Raw genomic sequence first — 20,030 nt, forward strand, 5'->3', positions numbered from 1 at the left:
ATGGACGAGTGGGACGGCGGCGACGAAATGACGACGATGCTCGGGCGCGCAGCCGAATGCGCGCCGCTGTACGGAGCAGCGTTGGAGTTGGGGCCCGTCCGTCGCTGGCGCTCGCTTCGTCTCCTGACGCGGCTCTACGGTGCCGAGGTCGTGCGCTACATCAGGGTTGCACGCGGTCCACTCGACGCTCTCGACGGCGGCGACGACGCCGCAAGGTGGTTCCTTGCTGATCCTCAGCGGCTCCATGACGCGAGTCGCCGTGTGCCGCTGCGGCAGAGCGGCGCCTGCGATGACGCGCGGAGACGTGACCGCGAGTCGTTGCGGAGCGTCCTTCAGCGGATCAGTCGGGTTTAGCGGCTCGACGGTACGCGCCGTTGGGCTTCGGCTGCCCCGACAGGTCCCACCGCTTCACCGTCGGCCGCGAGCCGAGCTGCAACCTCACCGATGGGGGCCTGCTGATCGAGCACCAATGGAGCGACGGTGAGCCGGGCGCGGGGCGTCAGGGCGGCGTTAGCGTGGACAACGAGGGCCTCCTGTGAGCGAAGCGGATACCTGGGCAGTTCCACTCCACTGTGGGAGGCCCTCCTCGCGCATCACTGCGTCAGCGCGTCCCACCTCACTCGATCAATGATTCCCTGTCGGTACAGCTAGGGCATGTCTCCTATAGCTGATGGTGGTGGTCGGGCAGGCTGGCCCGGTGGTTTCGTCTTCCCGGGATCGGCTGTTCTCCGACGAGCAGAGGGCTCGGGTCGAGCCGTTGCTGCCCTCGAACGACGGGCGACGGGCGACGGGCGACGGAGACACGCCCTAGCCGCTGAGCGGCCGAGCCTCGAACCGCGGCCACGGTCGGGGGTTCGGCGGGCCGACTTGCGGCACGGTCACGCGGCACGGGCGCCGCGCCGCGCACCCGGGGTGCACGCGGCGCGGCCAGTGACTGACCTGCCGAAACCTGCCCCGCGGGGTGCGGCGGTACGGCACGATCGAATCACCCCGATCCGACGTCCCTGGAGCGGCCCGTGCCGTACATGACCGCACCTGTGTGGGCGCGCGCCGTCTCCGTGGGCGCGCACGAGGTCCGGCAACTCATCGTTCCCCCGCACGAGGGCATCGAAGTGCGCACCACGGATGACGGTGAGTTCGCGTTCAGCGCGCGAGGGCGGTGGCCGGTGGTCCGCGGCGTGCACCGGACACCGCAGGACCCGATGGCCGCGGTGCTCCCGGTCCTCGCCTCGACGAACAGGCTCACCTGGACCGGGAACCTCGACTCGATGAGCACGAAGTCCGCGGTGCTCGACTCCTACGTGGACGCGGTCTCGTTCCAGATCCACGGCGCCGGCGGAGGTCTGCGTCGCCCACAGGTCGGCGCGCTGCACTCGATCATCGGCTACCAGGCGTCGGGAGTCACCGACCCGGCGATCGTCGTCATGCCGACGGGCACCGGGAAGACCGAGACGATGGTCGCCTGGATGGTGGCGACCCAGCCCGAGGCCGTGCTCGTCATCGTGCCGTCGGACGTCCTGCGTGAGCAGATCGCCGGAACGTTCGAGACGCTGGGAATCCTCCAGGAGGTCGGCGCCGTGGCCCCCGGCGCGCTACGCCCCCGGGTCGTGCGCCTCGGTCACCGGATCGCCGACGAGGACGAGGCCCTCGAGCTCGTCGCCTCCGCCAACGTCATCGTGGCGACGCCGAAGGTGCTCAGTCACTGCGAGCCGGAAGTCCGACAGGCGCTGTTCGCGGCGTGCAGCCACCTCGTCGTCGACGAGGCGCACCACGCACCCGCCCGGACCTGGTCGGAGATCATCGACGCGTTCGCCGGCCGGCCCGTTCTGCTGTTCACCGCCACACCGTTCCGCACGGACCGTCGTGTCATCCCGGGCCGGACGATCTTCCGGTTCCCGTTGCGGCTCGCTCAGGAGCAGGACTACTTCAGCAAGATCGACTTCACGGCCGTGCTCGGGACGGGTGACCCGGACGAGGACCTCGCCGCGGCCGCCGTCCAACGGCTGCGGTCGGACCGCGCAGCCGGACTTGAGCACGTCATGCTGGCCCGCGCCCGTGATCGCGCGCACGCCGAAGAGCTCCACGACCTCTACACCGAGATCGCCCGTGATCTGCAGCCCCGAATCGTCCACGAGGGCCTGACGAAGAAGGCCATCAAGTCGAACCTGGCCGACCTGCGCTCCGGGATCTGCAAGATCGTCGTGTGCGTCGACATGCTCGGCGAGGGGTTCGACCTGCAGACCCTGAAGGTCGCGGCGTTCCACGAGGCTCGGCGGTCGCTGAGCCCGATGATCCAGCTCATCGGGCGGGTCGCGCGCGTCTCCACGAAGCACAAGGTCGGCACCGCGTCGGTTTTCGTCAAGCGCGAACCCGAGATCGCGTGGTCGCCGATGCGGTACCTGCTGCGCGAGGACGCGGACTGGAACAGCGTGCTGAGTAACATCTCCGAGCAGGAGACCGCACGCGCCGAGGAGGAGCGGGAGTTCGCGAACTCGTTCCCAGACCACCCGGCTGATATCCCGGTCGGCCTGCTCGAGCCGAAGATGAGCGCCGTCGCGTTCGAGACCTCGGTGGCGGACTGGGCTCCTGAAGCGGCGCGCACCGCCTACGGTGACCGGATCCTCGACGGCGTCGTCAGCACGAGCCGGCACGGCGACCTGGCCTGGTTCGTCCTTGAGGTGCCCGCGGAGCTGCGGTGGGGGCGGATCCCCTCGCTCCAGGTCGCGAGCTACAACCTCGTCATCATGTTCCTCGACGTCCGGCACGGGCTGCTGTTCGTGCACGGCTCGGACACCAAGAAGGACTACGCACCCCTGGCGGAGGCAGTACTCGGACACCCCGCCGTGGCGCTCAAGGGAAAGCCCACCTTCCGGGTCTTTGGCGGTGTCGACCGCGTGGTGCCCACGAACGTGGGCCTGCTCGACCCACGTGACCGGGAGGCGCGGTTCGCCCTGTTCGTCGGATCGAATGTCGAGAACGCGATCCGCCCGGCCAACGGGCAGCCGAAGTCCAGGACCCACATCGCCGCCTCCGGCTACGACACCGGCAACCGCGTCACCATCGCGGCCGCGATGTCCGGACGGTTCTGGTCCATGCGCGCAGCTAACGGCCTGCTCGAGTGGCGCAACTGGTGCGTGCAGCAGGGCGCCCGGCTGACCGACCGGACGATTGACGTCGACGCCGTCTTCGGTGGGATGCTCGTCCCGACGCCCGTGACGGCGCGCCCCGCGCACCCGCTGCTCGCGGTCGAGTGGCCCTGGGAGCTGTACCTCGGCAACGGCACGGCGCTCCGGTTGGAGCACGACGGGAAGAGCGTCATGATCACCGACGCCGACTTCGAGATCGACGACCACGGCACCACTGGGCCGTTCCGCTTCACCGTGGTGACCCCGGACTGGCGCCTTGGCTACACGGCCAGCGTCGGGCAGGACGGCGTCCATTACCTCCCTGTGTGCGACGAGGCCCAGGTCAGCGCGCGTCGTGGGGAGCCCGTCCCGCTGTCGGACTGGCTTAACGCGCACAAGCCGACCCTGTACCTGTCGGGAGACCGCATGATCACCGGCGACGACCACCTGGTCGACGCCAGTGACAGCGTGGAACCTTTTGACCGCAACCGTCTCGAGGTGCGGACCTGGGACGGGGTCGACATTCGCGTTGAGTCGCAGGGCGACGCCCGGCGTGCGGACTCCATCCAGGCGTACGTGGCCCGTGAGCTGCTCGCCGAGCAGGACTTCGACGTCCTCATCGACGACGACAGGGCGGGCGAGGCCGCCGACCTGGTCGGGCTGCGCATCGACGGTTCCGACCTGGTCATCACCCTCGTGCACTGCAAGTATTCCGTGGGGAGCACCCCCGGCGCGCGGGTCGACGACCTGTACGACGTCTGCGGGCAGGCCACTCGCGGAGCCCGCTGGCGCGACCACGGCGGGCTGCCTCTGCTGAAGCACCTCGACCGTCGAGTCCGGGCCTACTACCGACGGCACAACCGCCACCCGCTAGAGGTGGGCACGATCGAGGACCTGTACCGCGTCGTGTCCCTCGCCCCGCAGCTGTACCCGCGCTTCGTCACCGTCGTCGCGCAGCCGGGCATCAGCAAGGTGCGGTGCTCGGCCGAGCAGCTCCGGCTCCTCGCCGGGGCCGAGAGCTACCTGCGCGCTATCACCAAAGGTCCGCTGCGTGTGCTGGTGTCCGAGTAGGAAGGCCGGGCGGCACAGCGAACCTGCAGAGATGCCCCGACTCGATAAGCGGCACGCGGACCTGATTCCTGCGTCGGGTAACGCGATCCGGCAACGTGTGTGGACGCCCACAACGACACCTGTCCTGCAACCGCACGATCTGCTCCGGCGCGCGTCTCGGCGGAAGCGCACGGCGAGGGCACCCGTCGGCCTCGAGCGCGCGTTCGAAGTGGTCTCAGGGACTGCCCGGGCTTGTAACGGCGTCGATGTCGCGCATCGCTGGGTCGGGAAAGTGACACCCGGATCCGGGGGCGGCGGCTCGTGCGCCCGCACGCGCAGCCGATTAGCGTTGTTCCCGCCGCAGCAACCCTGACATGCCAGTGGTGTGTATCCCGAACTCCGCGCACGCGAACGGGATATTCGGACGGGTGCGGGAGGGGGTAGATCCTTCACTGCGTTCGAGGGATATCACGGTCAGGTCGTGCACGCCCGCGAGTGTGATGACCATGAGATCGCCGAGGTAGTGGCGGTCCCGGCCGTAAGCGGGGCACCTGTTGACGATCGTCTTCGCGAGGGCGAGCTGCTCCGTCGTAGGGCCCCGGAATTCGTGGTGAGGCGCTCGAACACCGCCCACTGCGTAGCGAACACGTCGGAGCCGTAGAACTCGTCGTCGCCGCGACTGAGGAACGACACGATCACGTTGGTGTCGATGCAGTAGCGGGGTGTGACGCCGAACAGCGAGGGTCGCGACGTCATCCAGCGGCACCGTTCGACAGACCTCTCGGGCAAAAAGCCTTCCGACACGGTTGATCTGCGTGGGGTAGTAGCTTCCGCTGGGCTCGATTCGGACCGACGGCGCTGGCGGCGCGCGTCGAGGGCGTCGAACATCGGCAGGCTGAGGATGCCTCGGTCGCGCTACCTGATCAGGATGACAGCCTGGTTGACCCCCTCGAGGCGGCGCAGGTCTTGGAGGTGGGCGTCGTCCTCCTCAGGGTCGTTCCCCCCACGCCCATGCTCGCTCGGCCTGAACCGTAGCCGCCGGGAGGAGCGTGGCCGCGGCCACCGCGTTGCAGAAGCGTTCGACGCTGGCGTGGTCGTCGAGGTCGCACACGCGGGTCGCGTGCATCAGGACGTGAACGTATTCGTGCACCAAGGAGAACACCCGAGCGCAGGGCGGTCGCCCGTGTCAACGGCGACGATGCACCGAGCATTGCGGCGCAGACTGAACGCCCGCACGGTCGGGTCGTCCAGCCGGCGTTGCGAGACGTACACATGCTGGTCGTGCAGCGCAGCGAGCCACAATCGCAAATAACCGTACTGACCTCGTGGCGCGCGTTGCTGCCCGACTGAAACTCCGAGGGCCTCACGCACCGGGCGGCCGGCGGCTTCGACGTCGGAGTCCGGGCGATGATCACGGCTGGCAACCGCGTGCGCGCCTCCGGGAACAGATCCGCGGAGGCTTCGAGCGTGCGTTCGGCGGCTTCAAGCTCGTGGATGAGCGCCGCGCTGAGGCCGCTACGTCGGTTCGTGACGGTGCGGTGGTCCTGATCGGTCGGGGGAGGGTTCCGGGTCGTCGATCAGAAGGTACGGCCACGGCTGCTTCACGACAACCGCGATCGCGATTAGGTCGTCGAGGTCGACTTCCGAGTCCTGCTCGACGATGGCGCCGAGGTCGACAGGGCGCGTGATCCGGGTCGCGACGTCCGCGGCGATCATGCGCCGGTTCGCCAGCACGCCTTGGATGCGTACTGCGCTGACACTAACGAGCGGCATAGTCGAAAGGTAACCGTTCACCGCTCGCGTCCGATCCGTGGAGGCGGCCAGACACTGAGGAGCGGGTGCTGGACTCCAGGTAGTTGCGAGCCGTCATCCGGGCGATTCGTTCGGTGTTGAACGCGTCGGCGAACAGTGCCCGGCCGCGAGCGGTGTCCAACAGCCGCGCTCGGATCTCCGTGTTGCCGGCCGGGGCGTCGGTCGCCGACATCAACGCCTGCGTTCGCGCAGGGTGCAGCAGGTCCATCTCGAACTCGCACGCCTCGTCGTCGGTCCACAGCTCGCGGATCGATCGGCGAGCGACGAACAGGTTGTCGGTGGCGCCGGTGAGCAGCGCAATGAGTGATGCCCCGATTCCTCCTTTGGCCTGCCCGGCGCCCGTCCTGCTGCCGCCGACCTTGTTCCACCGAGGGAGGGCGCCGGTGCCTAGACGTGAGGCCTCGATGAGCTGACCCTCGAGGGTGGCTATCGCGTCTCGAGAGTCCTGGTCGTATGCGAACTCCTCGGACCAGTCGACGTCACCGTCGATCGCCTTCTTGAACCGTGCGACGTGCGCCTGATCGAGCGGCGACTGCACGAAGGTCGCGAACCCGAGGCGCTCGTGCTCGGTGAACCAGTGTGCGATTTGCTCACGCTTGCAGGACCGTGCCGGCGTCGGGTAGAGGGCATTGTGCTGCGCGAACCGGTTCGGTACGTCGACAGCGAGGCCGATGTACAGGAGCGGGTCGACGCCGTTGCGCGTGCCGGTGCGGCCCGGGTCGTAGAACGCGTAGACCGCGGTGCTCGCCCAGCCGTAGTTGTCCTCGGCGCTGGCCACTCCGTCGAGCGCTCTATGGACCTCAGGAGTCTGGTCGCGCGTGTACACATCCCACAGAACGGTGCCGAACATGTCCGCATCCTTGCGTCGGTGCGCGTTGCCGCGAGCCGGTTTCGCTCACCGTCACCCGTTCGCTAGCACGTGCGAACGCCAGAAAGACCTAGCGCGCCCGCTGCCTGGGCGACGCCAGCCTAGTCTCGCCCCTCAGGTAGAAAAGGAGACGCCCGGGGTTTGGAGCCCCAGCGTGACCACGTCGACGCTCCCCTCCGGATCGCGCTCGATCGACGCACCCGTCCCCGGAGAACGCGGCGCCGACGTGGCGCGGGTGTGAGCCTGGGAGGGACACCTGCGGGAGTAGGTCAGCCGGACCCGCGATAGCTACGCCCGCGATAGGGGGTCGTGCGGGCGGGACGAAGCCGTCCATCCACTCGGAAGAGTGCTTCGTCAGGCCCGAGCTTGTAACAGGCGAGTCCGGGTGAAGGCGGGCGGGCGTGGTCGGTCAGGTCGTACGCTCCAACTCATGGGCACATCGCGGCAGGAGAAGTTGCTTTTGCTCGACTCCGCCTCGTTGTACTTCCGCGCCTACTTCGGGGTCCCGGACTCGGTGCGTGCCCCCGACGGGGCACCCGTCAACGCGGTGCGGGGCTTCCTCGAGATGGTCGCCCGGCTGGTCGCGGAGCGTCGCCCGACGCGGCTCGTCGCGTGCTGGGACGAGGACTGGCGGCCCGCGTTCCGCGTCGAGGCGGTGCCGTCGTACAAGGCGCACCGCGTCGCGCGCGAGGTGCCGGGCACGACGGGCGTCGAGGACGTGCCGGAGGCCCTGACGGCGCAGGTCCCCGTGATCGTCGACCTGCTGGCCGCGCTCGGCGTCCCGCGGCTCGGGGCACCCGGGTACGAGGCCGACGACGTCATCGGCACGCTCGTCGCGCGCGAGTCCGCGCGCCCGGCGGGGGAGCGCTCGGCGGTCGACGTCGTCACGGGCGACCGCGACCTGTTCCAGCTCGTCGACGACGACGTGCCGGTGCGCGTGCTCTACCCGGTCAAGGGCGTCAAGGACCTCCTGGTCGTCGACCAGGGCGTGCTCGACGAGCGGTACGGCGTGCCCACCGGGCGCGCCTACGCCGAGATGGCCGTGCTGCGTGGCGACCCGAGCGACGGCCTGCCCGGCGTGCCGGGCATCGGTGAGAAGACCGCGGCGGCGCTGCTGCGCCGGTACGGCACGCTCGCCGGGGTGCTCGCGGCGCGTGACGCCGGCGACCGCGGCCTGACGGCGACGCAGCGGACCCGCCTGACCGACGCGGCCGACTACCTCGCGGTCGCGCCGCGCGTCGTCACGGTCGCGCCCGACGCACCCGTCGCCGAGGTCGACGACCGGCTCCCGCAGGCACCTGCCGAGCCCGACGCCCTCGTCGGGCTCGCGGAGCGCTGGGGGGTGGCCTCGAGCGTCCGGCGCGTCGTGGACGCGTTCACCGAGGCGGCCTCGGCCCGCTGAGCGCGGACCCGTCGGCCGTCAGCCCGCGGCCGGGGGAGCGGGCAGCACCCACACGTTCGACCCGGCGGGCTGCCACTCCTCGCCCGCCGGGGGCGGGGGAGCGTCGTCCGCGCCGAGCCGCACGCTCGACCCGTCCTCCGCCGTGAGCGTGGCCACGGCCCGCGGCTTGGGCGCGGCGCACGACACGCGGGGCTCGTCGCCGTCCGGCACGAGGAGCAGGCACAGGGCCCCGTCCCAGCGCAGCGCGGCGAAGTGCTGCCCCTCCGAGGTGCGCACCGCGAACCGTGTCGTCGCGGGGTCGACGCCCGTCTCCTGCGCCACCTCGGCCGTGACGTCGTCGGTCGGCTCCTGCCGGCGGTCGAGCAGCTCGACCGCCATGCCGTCGGCGCGCGGGGCGGCGGCCTGCGCACGGGCGACCAGGAGCCACACGACCCCGGCGACCACCAGGGCGGCCGCCACGGCGAGCACGACCCCCACGCGCCGGCCGGGGCGGGGGCCGGGGGCGTCCTCGACGTGGTCGAACAGGTCGCTGTCGTCGAACGTGGTCACGGGACGATTATCCGCACGGGACGCCGTGGGGTGAGACGGACACACCGGGCGCGGCGGTCCGACGCCCCGCGGACGGCCCGGGAGGTCACGCGCCGACGCCCGGTCAGTCCTCGACGGCGGCCGGCGCGCGCGGGACGACGCCGTGCACGACGTCCGCGAGGTGACGCACGAACCAGCCCTGCGCGGCGGACTCCCAGTACTGCGCGACCGCGGCGATCGGGTAGACGAGCACCTCGGGCGTGCGCTGCGCCAGCACGATCTCGGTGCCGTACCGGTCGCTGCACACCGCCCAGTCCAGCGCGGGGGCCTGCGCCCGCACGAGGTCGCCCAGGGCGACGCCGAACGCGTCGGCCAGCGAGCGCGGGTCGGGTCGGTCCTCGGCCTGCGCCCACTGCTCGCGGACGCGGTCGAACAGCGCGCCGACCGCTGTCGCGTCGCCCGGGTCGTCGCAGAGCCCGGCGACGAGCGCCCGCTGCTGCGCGAGGAACAGCAGCTCGGCGGGGTTCAGCCCGTCGATCGTGTGCCGGGTGTCGGAGAGCGCCGCGGCGACGGGACCGACCTCGGCGGCCACGGTGCCGTCGCCGCCCGACGCCCCGTCGGTCGTGCGCTCGTCGTCCGGAACGTCCTCGAGATGCTCCACGACCCGCTGCAGCGCGCCCTCGTCCGGTGCTCGGCCGTCCGCCACGGTCGGGTGCGCGCCGTCGTCGGCGAGGTGCGCATCGGCCGGCCCGTGGGGGGTGGGCAGCACGGGTCCGCTCCCTTGCGGCGTCCGTCGGTCCAGTCCCATACGGCTCTCATCGGCCGCCCCGCGAGAGGTCTTGACGCACGCGAGCGGGTGTCGCCCGGACGGACGCCGGACGACACCCGCTCGTCGCGGGACGGATGTCAGCGAGCGCTGATCACCTTCGCGGTGACGGTCGGCAGGTAGTTGCCGTCACCGAGGTAGAGCGCGGTGACCACCGACGACGACCGCAGCGCCGGCAGCGTGACCGCCGCGGCCCCGTCCTGCAGGGTGTACGTCCCGACGGGCCGCAGCCCCAGCAGGACCGTGACGCGGCCGGTCGCGGCCGGTGCGCCCTCGCCGCCGCCGACGCGCACCGTGACGCTCGGCGTGCTGCCGCGCGGGACGGTCCACGACTCGGTCTCGAGCGTCGCGGTGGACGTGCCCGGCACCACGGCCACCTGGGACTGCCCCTCGGACCGTGCGACGTCGGCCGTGCCGTCGAACACCGCGGTGAGGCGGTGCGTCCCGGTGGCCAGGTCGCGCGGCAGGGGGATCGTCGCGGTCCCGGTGAGGCCGTCGACGACGAGCTCGCCCGACGCGACCACCTTGCCGCGCTCGCGCACGGTGACGGTGCCCGCCGGCGCCCAGCTGGCGCCCGTGACCGTGACGGTCGCGGTCGCCGGCTTGCCGTAACGGACGAGCGACGGGCTCACCCGCAGCGTGGTCGTCGAGGCGGACGCCTCGATCGTCAGCTCCACGACCGCCGACGACGACGCCGTGTACAGCGGCGAGTCCGGCGTGTACTGGACGCGCAGCGCGTGCGTGCCCGCGTTCAGCGTCGACGTGGCCAGCACCCCGGTCCCGTCCGTCACGGCGGCCGTGCCGAGCTCGACCTCGCCGTCGTAGAACGTGAACGTGCCCGTCGCCTCCGGCGGGGTGACCGCGGCCTGCAGCAGCGTCTCCTCGCCGGCGGTGGACGAGGACTCGACGTCGAGCGTCGTGACGGTCTCGACGGCGTCGGGCACCGTGACGTCGACGACCTGCGCGCGGTCGCCCGTGCCGTTGGAGTGGTGCAGCACGAGGACCTTCTGGTCCGCCGCGCCGGGTCCGCCGTGCGCCTCGACCGTGGCGCCGTCGAACGTCTGCGAGACGAAGTCCGAGCCCACGTTCGAGCCGAACCACAGCGGCGGGTCGTACGGGTCGACCGTGAACGGCCCGACCTCGTCGACGATCCCGTCGGCGGGGAAGGCGTAGGTGCTGCGCATCTGCGCCCACACCGAGACCGGCGTGCCGGGCTCGACGCCGAGCGCCGCGAGCGGCACCGGGACGACGACGGTGCTGTTGTCGAACGCGCCCATCTCGATGTTCCCCCCGAAGGGGTACAGCAGCTCGGGCCCGGCGATCAGCTCGTTGGTGTCGTAGTCGTAGGTCTGCACGACCGTGTAGTCGGTCTCGTCGAGCTTGGCGACGACGGACATCACGTCGGGCTCGCCGTCGCCGTCGGTGTCGACGAGGACGAACGGCTTGAGCGCGTGGCCCAGGGCCGCCCAGTCGCCGTCCGTCGCGATCCCGACGCCCAGGTAGCCCTCGGCGGGGTCGCCGCCGTCGGCCGCGAGCGCGGGCGCCGTGGACGCCCACCCGACGTGCCGGATGTCGCCCGCCTTGATCGTCGAGGCCGAGGTCTCGGCACCCGGCGGCAGCTCCTCGAGCCGCGGCGAGTCGGCCGCGTGCACGAGCGGCGTGGCCAGGCCGTACCAGCCGAGCGACTGCACGTCGCGCCCGCTGAACGCGAGCTCGGCGGTGGCGGCCGACGGGTCGGGGAACGCGAGCGGCGCGGCCTCGAGGTCGGACGTCGGGCGCGGCGTGCCCTGCACGGGCAGGCGCCACTCCTTGTCGCCCGACGTCAGCACGAGCCGGCCGGAGACCTGCGAGACGAACTCGCGCGGCAGGCCCGCGATCTGCTCGGCCTGCATGGTCGGGTCGATCTCGCGCTGCACGGTGGCCGGGTCGGCCGTGAACGTCAGCGTGACGACGCCCGTGCCGCCCGCGGGCACCCGCAGGTTGGCGGGTGCGGCCGTGATGGTCGCGCCGCCGGACGTGGTGCTCGACGTGACCTTCGTGGCGTAGGTGCGCGCCGTCGAGCCGAGGTTCTGCACCGTGACGGCCTTGCGGATCGTCACGGTCTTGTCCGCGAGCGGGACCAGGCCGAAGCTCACCGAGGTCTGCTGCGGCCGCTCGGCGTTGTAGACGAGCGTGTCGTTGGTGACCGCGGCGAGCGTGTCGACGCGGCCCGAGCCGACGCGCGGCGGGCCGAAGAAGACGTCGCCGCCGGGCTCGGTCGCGACGTCGTGCGTCGCGGTGTTGACGATCGCCGCCTTGATCTGCGCGGCCGACCAGCCCGGGTGCGCCTCGCGGACGAGCGCCGCGATGCCCGCGACGTGCGGCGAGGCCATCGACGTGCCGTTGCTGCTGGCGCCGCCGTTGCCGGAGCCGACGTTCGCCGACACGATCTGCTGACCGGGTGCCGCCACGTCGGGCTTGCCCCAGCCGAGCGAGCCGTGCACGCCGCGCGACGACGACGTCGAGAGCGTGTCGGGGGCGACGTCCTGCCGGGTGCTCAGCGCGAGCGACGGGCCCATCGTCGTGACGAGCGTGCCCGCCTCGATCTCGGGGAGCAGCGCGTCGGTCGAGGCGGCCGTGAGCTGGAAGCCGGGGATCGTCGCGTTGCCGCCGATGCCGGCGGAGAACACCGCGAGCTCGGTGGGCAGGAGCACGCCGACCGCACCCGCGGCCTCGGCGTTGTTGAACCGTGCGACCGAGCCGCACGCGCGGGTGGCGTCGTCGTCGTCCCACCACAGGTAGGCGATCTTGCCCGCGACGGTCGACGCCTGCTCGGGCGTGAAGGGGGTGCAGCCGTCGAACGTCGCGCCGACGTAGGCGACGGGCGCGGTGACGTCGGGGCCGCTGTAGTTGACCGAGTTCTGACCGGCGTGCCGGCCGACGAGCGCCGGGTCGGACGCCTCGGTCACCTCGGTCGCGTCGAACGCGAGGTCCTTGCCGACCGACCACGCGACGGTCAGGCCCGCGAAGCCGTTGCCGGGCGAGCCGCCGACGTCCTCGATGTCGCCCTCGTTGCCGGCCGACAGCACGACGGTCGTGCCGAGCGCGGTGAGCTCGGAGACCTGCAGCGACTCGGGGTCGTCGGCCGGCGCGCCGGCGGCGCCGAGCGACAGGTTGAGCACGTCGATGCGGTCGTCGAACGATCCGTCGCCGTTGGGGTCGGCCGCCCAGTCGAGCGCGAGCGACGACAGGCTCGTGGAGCCCGCGACGTCGCCGAACACCTTGAGCGCGTACAGCTTGGCCATCGGCGCGGTGCCGGGGCCGACGGGCCAGTCGAGGACCGACTCGAGCGTCGAGTAGTCGCCGTCGAACGTCGTGCCGTCGGGCGTCACGCCGTAGCCGGCGGCGGTGCCGGCGACGTGCGTGCCGTGGCCGTGGACGTCGATGGGGTTCTCGTCGGGCACCGGGACGAGCTCGGCGGGGTCGGTGCCGTCCGCCCGGTAGTTGGTGCCGGCGAAGTCGTAGCCGCCGAGGAACTTGTCGGGGTCGAACGAGCCGGCCGGCACCGGGGCCGTGCCGTCCTCGCCGTACGCGGCCTCGTAGGCCTCGACCGTGCCGGGGCCGCCGAACGCGGCGTGCGTGTAGTCGATGCCGGTGTCGATGACGCCGACCGTGATGTCGGTGCCGAGCACGCCCGTGCTCTGCCACGTCGCGAGGGCCTTGGTGAACTCCACCTGCGCGGCGTTGTCGAGCGTGCGCTCGGCGACCAGGCGCACGGACCGGACGTTCGGGTCGTCGGCGAGCGTGCGCAGCTGGTCGGCGTCGCCCAGCACGAGCGCGCCCGACACGAGGTTCGTGACGGTGGCGAGGCGCTGCGGCTGCGCGGCGGCGGTGCGCGCGGTCGCGGTCGACGCCTCGGCCGGCACGACGTCCGCCGCGGCCGCCTCGGTCGTCGCCGCGGCCTCGCGGACCTGGGCCGGGGTGCCGCCCTCGGCGGCGACCTCGACGCCCGACGGGGTGTCGAGCTCGACGAACGCCGTGACGGTCCCGCTGGCCTCGGCGAGCGCGTCGCCGACGCCCTCGACCTTCGTGACCGGGACGTCGCCCGCGACGAGCAGGCCGGACAGGTCGTCCGGTGGTGGGGCGGCGCTCGCGGCCGGTGTGCCGAGCAGGGCGCTGGTGAGGACGACGGACGCGGCGGTCAGGCCGGCGAGCAGGCGACGTGGCATGGAATCCATCCCGGGGGTCGGACGTCGGGGGCACGACGACGTCACGGCAGGCCGCAGACGGCCCCCCCGGACGTCATACCCGACGTTGGCTGTGGTCACAGCCGCCGGGCACCCTGTGCACGCTACTGACCGGTAGGGGCTTTCGTCACCCCTTCTCCACAACTTCTTCTTCGTCCGGTTCGCCGTCTTCGCGAGTGCTTCACGGACGAGTCGGTGTCCCGTCCAGGTCGCACGACCTGCCGGTCGCCGCGGGCGCGCGGCGACCGGGGGTCGCGCGGGCGTGCGGCAGCGGGGCCGCGCGGGGGTGTGCCGCAGCGGGGTCGCAGGTGCGCGTCAGCGGGGCGAGAGCGCCTCGGTGCCGTGGGGCGGCGTCGGCAGCGGCCCGCCCCGCCGCCCGCCCAGCGGGCTGCCCGGAGGCGGGACGACCGGGATGGCGCCCGTGCGTGCGGTGACGACCGGGATGGCGCCGGTGCGCGGCGGGACCACCGGGATCGCGCCCGTGCGTGCGGTGACGACGGGGATGGCGCCGGTGCGCGGCGGGACCACCGGGATCGCGCCCGTGCGTGCGGTGACGATCGGGATGGCGCCCGTGCGGGGCACGTCCGCCGCGGCGGGGGCGGCGGTGAACCGCGGCTTGCGGCCGGGGCGGCGGCGGAAGCGCCGCTGCTCGATGCCCTCGAGGGTCGTCGCGCGCCACACCGCGCCACCGTTGAGGCGACCGTCCGGCGGGGGCAGCCACGGCACCTTGCGGGACAGCCAGACGCGGATCGTCGCGTGCTCGACGTCGAGCCGGCGCGCGAGCCGGGCGATGTCGTACAGGTCGTCGAGGCCGTTGCCGTCGGGTGCGGGGTCCACGCCGCGCGCCGGGGGGCGGGCGTCGTCAGCGGTCACGGGAGCCAGGGTAGTGCGGGGCGGCGCGCCGAGGTGTGACGGTCCGGTAACAGGATGTGCACACGATCTTCGCGCGCTGAACCGCTCAAGCCGACTGGGCGACCGTCCGACTCACTTAACGTGTTTCGCGTGAGTGACAGATTGCCGAGCCGTCGGCGTCGGTCGGGCGGCGGCAGGCACGTCGCGCCACGTCCGCAGCCGGCCGCCAGCCCCCGTACCGTGCGCGCCGCACGGGTCCCGCAGCGCGTCGCCCAGGGCGGCGTCGCACTCGGCCTCGTGCTGAGCATGGGCGCCGTCGTCGCGGCCGCCGACGCCGAGCCGAGCATCGCCGAGGACGTCGCGGCACTCGTGCACACCGCGACCACGGACACGCACGACGCGCGCACCGAGCAGCTGCGCGCGCAGGCCGTCCAGGCCGCGCAGGGCGTCGTCGAGCAGGTGTCGGTCGTCCGGTCCGACGCCGAGCAGGCCGCGGTCCCCGGCGAGGTCCTCGCCGAGCTCGACGCCGCGACGGCCGAGCTCCAGGCCGCGATGCAGGACGTCGACGCGCCCGCCGCCGCGTCGGACGTCGACCGCACGCCCAACGTGTCGCGCGACCTCGAGCGCACGTCCGCCGAGCAGGGCGCCGCGCCCGACGCCGCGGCGACGCCGCAGCCCTCCGCCGACGTGAGCGCCGCCGCGACGGACGCCGCAGCCGCGAGCCCGTCGCCGAGCGCCTCCGCGACCCCGTCCGCGACCGACTCCGCGACCGCAGCCGCCGCGCCCGCCCCGGGCACCTCCTCGACGCCCGCGCCGACGACCGGTGCGACCGGCGACCCGATCGCCGACGCGACGCTGCCCGACACGTCCGACCCCGCGACCACGCCGCTGCGCGCCGCGCTCGACCGCGTCAAGCAGGCCGCCGAGGTCGTCCGCACGACGACCGAGCAGAAGAAGGCCGAGGCCGCCGCCGCCGAGGCCGCCGCCGCGGACGCCGCGCGCGTCGCCGCCGAGCAGGAGGCGCAGCGCGCCGCGTGGAAGGCGTCCCTGCAGGGGTACGCCAACGGCAAGATCCCGAGCTCCGCGCTGTGCGGCGTCGGGTTCGACGACCGGGCGATGCTGCGCTGCGACGCCGCCGAGGCGCTCGACGCGCTCGACGCCGCGTTCTTCGACCGCTTCGGCACGCACCTGGCCGTCTCCGACTCGTACCGCTCGTACGCCGCGCAGGTCGCGTGCCGCGCCGCCAAGGGCTCGCTGTGCGCGACGCCCGGCACGTCGAACCACGGCCTGGGCGTCGCGGTCGACCTCGGCGGCAGCGTGCAGACCTTCGGCACCGCGCAGCACCAGTGGATGCGCGAGAACGCCCCCGCCTACGACTGGACGCTGCCCGAGTGGGCGCGTGCGTCCGGCAGCAAGCCCGAGCCGTGGCACTGGGAGTACACCGGCTGAGTCCTACGATCGGCTGCATGACGGAGCCGACGTCACCCGTGCGCCCGCTGGTCGGGCGCGGTGCCGAGCTCGACGACCTCGACGACCTGCTCTCCGCGGTGTCCACGGGCGGCGGGGCGACCGTGCTGATCGAGGGCGAGGCGGGCGTCGGTCGCACGCGGCTCGTCGAGGCGCTGCAGGGGTCGGCGGCGCTGCTGGGGGTCGGCGTGTGCGCGGGGCGTGCGGCCGGCCCGGACGGGTCGCCGTACGCGCTGCTCGCCGACGTCCTGCTCGCACCGACGCCACGCCGCGACTCCCGCGGCCCGGTCGTCGCCGAGCTCGACGCGCTGCTCGACGTCCTGCCCGCCGAGCGCACCGCCGCGCCCGCGCGGTACGCGCGCGCCGACGAGCTGTTCGCGGCGCTGCTGCGCCACCGCGGCGAGCAGGGCCCGTGGGTGCTCGTGCTGGAGGACCTGCACCGTGCGGACGCGTGCTCGCTGCACCTGCTCGCCGAGCTCGCGGGCGAGGGCGCGCTGCCCCACGCCCTGACCGTGATGACGTTGCGGGGCGTGCCGCACCGCACCGAGCTCGACGCCGTCGTGGCCGCGTGGACGCGCGCCGGTGCGCGGTACCTCGAGCTCGCGCCGCTCGCGCCGGCCGCGACGGTCGAGCTCGCGCAGCACCTCCTGCGGGCGACGGTGGGCCCGGCGCTGCGCGGCGTCCTCGCCACGACGGGCGGCAACCCGAGCCTCGTCGTGGAGGTGCTGCGGACCGCGCAGGCGTGCGGCGTGCTCGAGCGCTCGCGCGGCACGGTCGAGACCGTCGGGTCGACGTGGTTGGACCAGCTCGACGACGTGGGACGCGCGCACGTCGCCTACCTCGACGCGGACGTGCTGGACCTGCTCGGCACCGCGGCGGTGCTCGGGGCGTCGTTCGTCGTCGGGGACCTCGCGGCGCTGGCCGACGAGCCCGTCGCCGACTGCTGGCGGACCCTGCGGCACGCGCTCGCGGCGGGTGTCGTGCACGCGCGCGGGGACCGGCTCGTGTTCCGTCACGACGTCGTCCGCACCGCGCTCTACGCGGGGCTGGGCGCCGAGCGGCGGCGCGCGCTGCACGCACGCGCGGCGTGGGCGCTGCGGGCGGCGGGAGCGCCGTCGCACGTCGTCGCGGGGCACCTCGAGCGCGCCCGCTGAGGGTGCGGACGTCCGTGCCCTACGGACGCGCCCGCAGGCGCCCGCGCCGGGGTCGCGCGGCGAACAGCGCCACGACGACCACCGCGCCCACGACGAGCAGCGGCACGTCCGGCAGGGTGCGCCACGGCGCCAGCGGACGTGCCCACGCCTCGACCGTCCCGTCGGCCGACGCTCCCCCGAAGAGGCAGCACCCCAGGTAGCCGAGCGCCGCCGCGAAGCCCGCCGTCGTTCCGGCCACGCGCGCGGCCGTCAGCGCGAGCGCGGCGACGACGACGAGGGTGCGCACCGCGGCGGCGGACGTCGCCGCGTCACCGCCGCGTGCGAGCGCGCTCGCCGCGACCAGGGCCGACGTCGCGACCAGCAGCAGCACGCCGAGCCCCGCGCGCAGCGCGCGCACGGGGCGGGGCGACCGCTCCTCGAGGGCGAGGTCCCCCGCGGTGAGGGGCGGGACGAGGCACGTCGCGACGACGAACGACGTGAGGACGGCCGTCGCGGTCTCGAGCGCCCCGCCGCGCAGCTGCGGCGTGCCCAGCGTCGCCGGGAGCAGCGCGGCGAGGGCCGCGACCCCGGTGGCCGCGAGCAGGGCCGGGCCGACCAGGCGCCGCGCGCACCACGTCGCGACGGGCCGGTCAGCACGCACGGGCACGTCGCAGCGCCGGGCCCAGGTCCTCCGACGAGCCGTCGTCGGCCGCGCGCAGCAGCGCGTCGTGCAGCGTCGGCAGGAGCGTCGGGTCGTCGGCCGTGCCCGTGCACCGGTCCGTCCACCGCTGCGCGTACGCCGCGACCATCTGCGCGCGCACGTCGGCCTCCCCGACGTGCCCGGGCGGGGTGTCGACGGGCACCGCGGTGTCGTCGGACGGCAGGCCGTGCTGCACGAAGCGGAGGTCGGCGGGTGCGCCGGCCCGCTCGACGGCGGCGCGGACGCGTCGCTCGGCGGCCTCCAGGACCGGCAGCGTCCTGCGGGAGCCGCCCCACACGCACACGCGCCCGTCGGCGGAGCACGCCGGGCCGGACGGGTCGGGTCGCGCGAACCCGTTCGGCGACCACCCCGCCGTCACGAGGCCCGCGCACGCCACGACGGCGGCCGCGGGCAGCAGGACCGTGGCGGCGTGCGGGCGTGCCGCGTGCAGCCGCGCCCCGAGCAGCACGACGAGGGCCGTGCCGGCGGTCGCCGCCACGGCGAGGCAGTACGCCGCGAGCACCAGGAGGGGACCGGCGGCGGGCACGAGGCTCGGGTACCACGCCTGGTCGACGAACGGTGCGACGAGCTGCTGCACCTCGGGGCGCGACGACACGGCCACCTCGCCCGCGAGCAGCGTGGCGGCGTAGGGCGCCGGTGCGACGAGCACCACCCCGAACGGGGTGCGCAGCGCGGCGCCCACGACGGCGGCCACCACGTAGCAGGACGTCGCGGACGCCAGGCCCAGCACGCTCAGCGGCCAGCCCGACAGCGGCGCGGACGCACCGAGCGCGGCGCTCCGCCCGAACGCGACGAGGTGCACCAGCAGCAGCGCGCCGACGAGCCACACGAGGTCGCCCGCGACCGACACGAGGACGACGCGCGGCAACCCGGGCACGCTGCGTCGCAGCGGATACCCGCGGTCGTGCGACCAGCGGGCGCCCGCCAGGTACCCGACCACCGCGAACAGGCAGCCGCCGACCGCGAAGGACAGGACCGACAGGAAGAGCCCTGTGTCGGGCGTCGCGCCGAGCCACCGGCTGGTCGCCGGGTCCTCGGCGAGGACCAGCACCGCACCGGCCGCCGTCAGGAGCAGCGCGGCGGCGGGCGCGCCCGACACGGCCGCGGCGTCGAGCACCTCACGCGTGCGTGGATGCGTCACCGCACGCCGCCGAGCAGCCGCTGCACCGTGACCGCACCGTCGCCGGTGACGGACCCGACGAGGCGTCCCGCGTCGAGGACGTGGTGGGTCGCTCCCGGGTACCGGTTGAGCTCGTGGTCGTCGTGGGACGCGACGACCACGACCGCACCCGAGTCGACCGCCGTGGTCACGACGTCGTGCACGGCGTCCCGCGCCTCGAAGTCCAGGCCGGACGTCGGCTCGTCGAGCAGGTACACGTGCGGGTGGTTCGCCAGCTCGACCGCCAGGCCGAGCCTGCGCTGCATCCCGCCGGAGAGGCGGCTCGCGCGCGTCTCGGCCCGGTCGGCGAGCCCCACCGCGTCGAGCACCTCGTCCGCACGGGACCCGACCTCGTCGCGCGCCACGCCGCGCAGCCACGCCCCGTAGCGCGCGTACGCCCGGACGCTCGCCCGGCCGCGCACCGCGAAGTCCTGGTGGAGGTACCCCGAGGCCGCGCGGTACGCCCGCCACGCGTCCGCGCCGACGACCTCCGCGCCGTCGAGCCGCAGCGTGCCCGCCTGCGGGCGCTCGAGCCCTGCGAGCACGCGCAGCAGGCTGCTCTTGCCCGAGCCGTTGCGCCCGACGAGGAAGTGCACGCCCGCGGGCAGCGCGAGGCGGTCGACGGCGAGCGTGAACCCCGCGCGGCCGTACCGGAGCACGAGCCCCTCGACGTCCAGCCGGTGCGACGGCAGCGGCGACCCCGCCGCGAGGGCGTCCGACCCGCGGACCGATGACATCGCGTGCGCCCCCTGCGCCTCGTGGACCGTCTCGCACGTGTCGCGTCGGCCACGTCGCCGGCCCGGCACGACCGCGACCCTAGCGCGGCGGCGCCCTGTCGCGTGGCCGGGTGGGGGAGCCGGC

14 protein-coding genes are annotated in these 20,030 nt (G+C 73.7%); 4 read left to right on the top strand and 10 right to left on the bottom strand.

Features of this window, described 5'->3' with window-relative positions; translation table 11 throughout:
- The first annotated feature begins 1,268 nt into the window (after positions 1-1,268).
- Positions 1,269-4,196: a DEAD/DEAH box helicase gene (locus ATM99_RS05045; protein ID WP_190278777.1), complete on the top strand. Its 2,928-nt coding sequence runs from the start codon at positions 1,269-1,271 to the stop codon at positions 4,194-4,196.
- 967 nt (positions 4,197-5,163) lie between these two features.
- Here the strand turns inward: ATM99_RS05045 and ATM99_RS19905 are convergent.
- From ATM99_RS19905 to ATM99_RS05060, 3 genes are all read right to left on the bottom strand, one after another.
- On the bottom strand, positions 5,164-5,337 hold the full coding sequence (locus ATM99_RS19905; protein WP_082659292.1) for an ImmA/IrrE family metallo-endopeptidase: 174 nt from the start codon (positions 5,335-5,337) through the stop codon (positions 5,164-5,166).
- A gap of 353 nt (positions 5,338-5,690) precedes the next feature.
- Complete coding sequence (locus tag ATM99_RS05055; RefSeq protein ID WP_150118138.1) at positions 5,691-5,948, bottom strand: hypothetical protein; 258 nt, start codon at positions 5,946-5,948, stop codon at positions 5,691-5,693.
- Positions 5,935-6,837 (bottom strand): hypothetical protein, encoded by a 903-nt coding sequence (locus ATM99_RS05060; RefSeq protein ID WP_062101835.1) that lies wholly within the window; start codon positions 6,835-6,837, stop codon positions 5,935-5,937. The genes ATM99_RS05055 and ATM99_RS05060 overlap by 14 nt, the downstream gene beginning before the upstream one ends.
- A 448-nt stretch (positions 6,838-7,285) precedes the next feature.
- On the opposite strand from ATM99_RS05060, the gene ATM99_RS05065 reads away from it, so the two are divergent.
- Complete coding sequence (locus tag ATM99_RS05065) at positions 7,286-8,257, top strand: 5'-3' exonuclease (RefSeq protein WP_062101836.1); 972 nt, start codon at positions 7,286-7,288, stop codon at positions 8,255-8,257.
- A gap of 18 nt (positions 8,258-8,275) precedes the next feature.
- On the opposite strand, the gene ATM99_RS05070 is transcribed toward ATM99_RS05065, so the two are convergent.
- From ATM99_RS05070 to ATM99_RS19250, 4 genes are all read right to left on the bottom strand, one after another.
- Positions 8,276-8,806 carry a hypothetical protein gene (locus tag ATM99_RS05070; protein WP_062101837.1) on the bottom strand — a complete coding sequence of 177 codons (531 nt, stop codon included), beginning with the start codon at positions 8,804-8,806 and terminating at the stop codon, positions 8,276-8,278.
- A gap of 103 nt (positions 8,807-8,909) precedes the next feature.
- Entirely contained in the window at positions 8,910-9,554 is a 645-nt protein-coding gene (locus ATM99_RS05075; RefSeq protein ID WP_062101838.1) for a DUF3806 domain-containing protein, read from the bottom strand.
- A gap of 137 nt (positions 9,555-9,691) precedes the next feature.
- Positions 9,692-13,819, bottom strand: coding sequence for a S8 family serine peptidase (locus ATM99_RS19865; RefSeq protein WP_062101839.1), 4,128 nt, complete (start codon positions 13,817-13,819; stop codon positions 9,692-9,694).
- A 333-nt stretch (positions 13,820-14,152) separates the two neighbouring features.
- Complete coding sequence (locus tag ATM99_RS19250; protein WP_190278778.1) at positions 14,153-14,710, bottom strand: hypothetical protein; 558 nt, start codon at positions 14,708-14,710, stop codon at positions 14,153-14,155.
- 219 nt (positions 14,711-14,929) lie between these two features.
- Between ATM99_RS19250 and ATM99_RS05090 the strand changes: the two genes are divergently transcribed.
- Both ATM99_RS05090 and ATM99_RS05095 read left to right on the top strand, forming a co-directional pair.
- Positions 14,930-16,138: a M15 family metallopeptidase gene (locus tag ATM99_RS05090; RefSeq protein WP_062101841.1), complete on the top strand. Its 1,209-nt coding sequence runs from the start codon at positions 14,930-14,932 to the stop codon at positions 16,136-16,138.
- A gap of 17 nt (positions 16,139-16,155) precedes the next feature.
- The gene (locus ATM99_RS05095; protein ID WP_062101842.1) at positions 16,156-17,310 is read left to right on the top strand and encodes an AAA family ATPase; all 1,155 of its coding nucleotides are present in this window, start codon (positions 16,156-16,158) and stop codon (positions 17,308-17,310) included.
- Between the two features lie 19 nt (positions 17,311-17,329).
- Here the strand turns inward: ATM99_RS05095 and ATM99_RS05100 are convergent, their stop codons facing one another.
- Genes ATM99_RS05100 through ATM99_RS05110 form a run of 3 tightly spaced genes read right to left on the bottom strand, consistent with a single transcriptional unit; the run spans position 17,330 to position 19,906 of the window.
- The gene (locus tag ATM99_RS05100) at positions 17,330-17,950 is read right to left on the bottom strand and encodes a hypothetical protein (RefSeq protein ID WP_150118140.1); all 621 of its coding nucleotides are present in this window, start codon (positions 17,948-17,950) and stop codon (positions 17,330-17,332) included.
- Positions 17,940-19,151 carry a hypothetical protein gene (locus ATM99_RS05105; RefSeq protein WP_150118141.1) on the bottom strand — a complete coding sequence of 404 codons (1,212 nt, stop codon included), beginning with the start codon at positions 19,149-19,151 and terminating at the stop codon, positions 17,940-17,942. Before ATM99_RS05105 ends, ATM99_RS05100 begins: the two co-directional genes overlap by 11 nt.
- On the bottom strand, positions 19,148-19,906 hold the full coding sequence (locus ATM99_RS05110) for an ATP-binding cassette domain-containing protein (protein ID WP_190278779.1): 759 nt from the start codon (positions 19,904-19,906) through the stop codon (positions 19,148-19,150). The genes ATM99_RS05105 and ATM99_RS05110 overlap by 4 nt, the downstream gene beginning before the upstream one ends.
- Positions 19,907-20,030 lie beyond the last annotated feature (124 nt).

Source organism: Cellulomonas sp. B6 (assembly GCF_001462455.1).
GTDB lineage: Bacteria > Actinomycetota > Actinomycetes > Actinomycetales > Cellulomonadaceae > Cellulomonas.

Coding starts and splice junctions, on each gene's coding strand:
- ATM99_RS05045 (WP_190278777.1), top strand. CDS start 1,269: ATGAGCACGAAGTCCGCGGTGCTCGACTCCTACGTGGACGCGGTCTCG.
- ATM99_RS05055 (WP_150118138.1), bottom strand. CDS start 5,948: ATGCCGCTCGTTAGTGTCAGCGCAGTACGCATCCAAGGCGTGCTGGCG.
- ATM99_RS05060 (WP_062101835.1), bottom strand. CDS start 6,837: ATGTTCGGCACCGTTCTGTGGGATGTGTACACGCGCGACCAGACTCCT.
- ATM99_RS05065 (WP_062101836.1), top strand. CDS start 7,286: ATGGGCACATCGCGGCAGGAGAAGTTGCTTTTGCTCGACTCCGCCTCG.
- ATM99_RS19865 (WP_062101839.1), bottom strand. CDS start 13,819: ATGCCACGTCGCCTGCTCGCCGGCCTGACCGCCGCGTCCGTCGTCCTC.
- ATM99_RS05095 (WP_062101842.1), top strand. CDS start 16,156: ATGACGGAGCCGACGTCACCCGTGCGCCCGCTGGTCGGGCGCGGTGCC.
- ATM99_RS05110 (WP_190278779.1), bottom strand. CDS start 19,906: ATGTCATCGGTCCGCGGGTCGGACGCCCTCGCGGCGGGGTCGCCGCTG.